This window comes from Frankia sp. AiPs1 (assembly GCF_023716945.1).
Taxonomy (GTDB): domain Bacteria; phylum Actinomycetota; class Actinomycetes; order Frankiales; family Frankiaceae; genus Frankia.
In genome coordinates this window covers 1-628 of record NZ_JAMQQF010001153.1, presented here as the reverse complement: position 1 = coordinate 628, position 628 = coordinate 1, and the positions used below count along the sequence as shown (strand labels likewise).

At 78.0% G+C, this 628-nt stretch carries 1 pseudogene; it reads right to left on the bottom strand.

Annotated features, from left to right (window positions below):
• Window positions 1-215 (bottom strand): annotated as a pseudogene (locus ND748_RS33405) (hypothetical protein); the annotation flags it as partial.
• Window positions 216-628: the final 413 nt, after the last annotated feature.

Below are 628 nucleotides of genomic sequence, written 5' to 3'. Positions count from 1 at the left end.
GGCCGCGGCCGCGCCGGTGCCGGGAGTGGGGCAAGCGGCGGTGCCGGCCAGGTCGGGTCGGCGGTGACGGAGGCGGAGGCGGTGGCGGTGGCGGTGGGCACCAGAATGGGGCCGCCCAGGTCGGGTGGGGCCGCCCGGTCCCCGGTTCCGAAGGCGCCGTAGAGGACGTACAGCGCGAGCGGAACGGCGGCGAGGATTCCCGCCAACAGCACCATCCGGGGCACCTGCCCGCGGCGCCACGTCTGCCCGCGCCACCGCGGCCCCGCGGCGGGCACGTCACCGGGGACCGTCTCGTTGTCCGTGGCACGCCGAAGCCCCATGGGGACCAAGGGTAGGGCGCCACGCCCGGCGGACGTCGGCCCGGGTTGGACGATCGCCGGAGGGTCGCCCGGGCGGGTCGGGGCGCGCCCGGCCCTGGATGAGGGAGCTCTCATCGTCGTCTCACGGCCGTCCCACGCCCCGGGGACAGGGTCGCAGGAGCTGCCCACCGCAGCGTCACCGCCACGCGAGGAGATCAGATGACGACGACATGGCGACGCCGGATCGCGCCAGGCTCCGCCCTGGCCCTGACCCTGCTCGCAGCGGGCGCGGTGGGGCCGGCCGGCCACGCGGGGCGGGCGGGCGCGAC